General features: G+C 24.9%; 2 protein-coding genes. Both read left to right on the forward strand.

Features of this window, described 5'->3' with window-relative positions:
- Positions 1-110: 110 nt before the first annotated feature.
- Positions 111-1,061, forward strand: a complete 951-nt coding sequence (locus AABJ49_RS14230; protein ID WP_338378958.1) for a hypothetical protein — start codon at positions 111-113, stop codon at positions 1,059-1,061.
- 217 nt (positions 1,062-1,278) lie between these two features.
- Positions 1,279-2,025, forward strand: a complete 747-nt coding sequence (locus AABJ49_RS14235; RefSeq protein WP_338378959.1) for a hypothetical protein — start codon at positions 1,279-1,281, stop codon at positions 2,023-2,025.
- Positions 2,026-2,570: the final 545 nt, after the last annotated feature.

A 2,570-nucleotide genomic window follows, 5' to 3' on the forward strand; every position in this document is an offset into this window, starting at 1 on the left:
CTTCGGAAAAACCTCTATGATTCGTAATTTTGTTTTATATTTGCTTTGGTCAGTGATTAATCAAAGCCACTGAAACAAAGCCGCAAAACGTTGTACCACATTATAAACCAATGATTACTACAAAACGAAATTTCTTAAAATTCTACTTATCAATTTCTTTTGCGTTTCTATTTTTTAATGCATTAGGAACTTTTATGATTTACACATATTTTGATTTAATAAATAAAGGAAAATCAGAAATCAAAACTTTATTTATGCTTTTATTTGGTATTGCCGTAATCTTAATGGCTTTTTATACAGTTTGGCAATATTTTAGAAATTCACCAACTATAAAAATTGATAATCATAAAATAACATTTAATAAAAATGAATATTTAATTTCAGACATTAAAAAAGTATATCTTACGGGTAAAATGCCTTTTAAATATTTAATAACTTTTCCTATGGAAGGAACAAGAATTAAATTTAAGGATAATTCTGTAAAATATTTTTTTAATGATATGTACCAAAATAGTTGGGAAATAAAATATTTTCTTCAAAAAGTTGTAATTGAAAAGGGAGAATTTTCAAAACCTGAAAATAATAAAATTGAGCCTAAATTAATTCGTTTTATAAAATCTGAAGATTTCAAAGGCAATCAATGGACAAGTTTAAGAGGAATAAGTCTTTGGGGATTAATTTTCTTTTTTTTATTTATGGTATTTTCTAAAGGTAAAGTTTCAACTAATATTAATTTTTGGATAGGCTTTTTGGTTTTTAGTTTCTTTTGGTTTTACTTTAATTCTTGGTTAATGCATTATTTCAGTCTAGATAAAGATTTCCTAATCATTAAAAATCATAACCTTATATGGAAACAAGACATATATAAAATAAGTAACATTAAAGAAGTAACATTCGAAACACAAGGAAAAATGCCGAATTGTTTGAGAGTTATTGAAAAGAATTTCAAAGAAAAATTATATCCTGCTGGAACCTTAAGTGATGAAAAATGGATTGAGTTTAAACTGAAACTTGAGAAAAATGGAGTTAAAGTGAGGAATGAATGTATTTATGAAGAATAACGTGGTACAACAGCCGTTTGTAACAATTGCTAGGCTTGGCTTGTGTTCGGAATTTTCTCCGAAAATTCCACGAGGAGTTTTGTACTTGTAATCTTTTGTCTTAAATTTACGCAACTGCCACAAGCGGCAACACGTTAGCCGTCAGTTTCGGAAATCTCGTAATCAAACAAAATAATATTTAATTAAAAACTCCGTTATTAAACAAAACTTGATAGTAATGAAAATTAAAAATCTACTTTCCTTTATTTTATTATTAACTTTTAGTATTGTTTTTTCACAAGTTGAAAAAACAAAAATTAAAGGAGTAACTTTAAATAAACCAAACGAAATTGACACAACTCAAGTAAGAATAAATAGCACTTTTTTACTTTTAGGCACATTAAATGATTATATTAGCTATAATTATGGTAATATTAAAAATAAATTTGATTTATATTATAAAAATGAAAAACCTTTAAAGAATTTCGTAGATAGTATTGCTAAAAAAGATTTTAATGTAAATTTAATAGAAGAAAAAAATTATTTGGTTTCTGAGAAACTATCTAACTTAATGAATTCGTTTTATATCGAAAATAATTTAAATGATAGTTTGTTTAATAGCGATGAAAAAAAATTATCTTTCCTTTTAGGTGTTTATTATAGAAATGGAGAAAAAATCAATGATAACATTTATAAAATTCAATTAGCAAATTCATCTAAACATAAAAATGTCTATGAATATTTAAAGGAATTAAATTGCCAAAATATACTTTTCAAAAGACTTGACAATATTCCAAGAATTTATCAAATCTATTTTCAACCAACAGATATTATGAAAAAATATTTTGCGACAATTGAAACTGAAAAAAATAAACTTTCAGCTTCAAAAGATGAATTTTCTCGAACTAATGAAAAATTGAAAGAAGAACTAAAAAAACAAAAGGATATTGAAAATTCAAAAATAATAGAAATTTTTAGTAATTAATGGAAAACATAACAGTAAAAAAACATCTTGTAATTACTTTAATTTTTGCAATTTTATTTTTAATCTTTTCTTTTAAATTTAAACATAAAAGAAAACTATTAATAAACTTATTTTTAGGAACATATATTTTGATTATTGCTTATGTTATTTTGTATGACATTTATTTACAAAATAATTTGAACAGTTTTGATATTGATAATAATGGCTTTTTTAGTGGTAGTGAAATAACAATTGAACAAAAAAAAGCAATGCAAAAATTGTCAAGCGATACTGGAAGAAATTTTTCTTTTATAATTGGATTATTTTATTCTGCTATATTAAGTGGACTAATATATAAGTTAATTGGAATAACAAAAAAACCGAACGGCTAACACAGGTTTTACGCTATTGCGGGTTTTGGGCTTAATTTAAAGTTTGTTTTGTATCTTTAAAGTCTGTACTAAACCGAAAGTTTCGGCTTCTTTAGTCCGCAACAGACGTAAAGCCTGGGAACGTTGTGCGTAATTGGAGTAGACTTCGAGTTATCTTCGCAATAAATTTTAGGG

It is taken from the genome of uncultured Flavobacterium sp., from assembly GCF_963922255.1.
In the GTDB taxonomy this organism is placed as follows: domain Bacteria; phylum Bacteroidota; class Bacteroidia; order Flavobacteriales; family Flavobacteriaceae; genus Flavobacterium.

Excerpts from the sequence above, each read along its gene's own strand:
- AABJ49_RS14235 (WP_338378959.1), top strand. The coding sequence starts at position 1,279 with ATGAAAATTAAAAATCTACTTTCCTTTATTTTATTATTAACTTTTAGT.
- AABJ49_RS14230 (WP_338378958.1), top strand. The coding sequence starts at position 111 with ATGATTACTACAAAACGAAATTTCTTAAAATTCTACTTATCAATTTCT.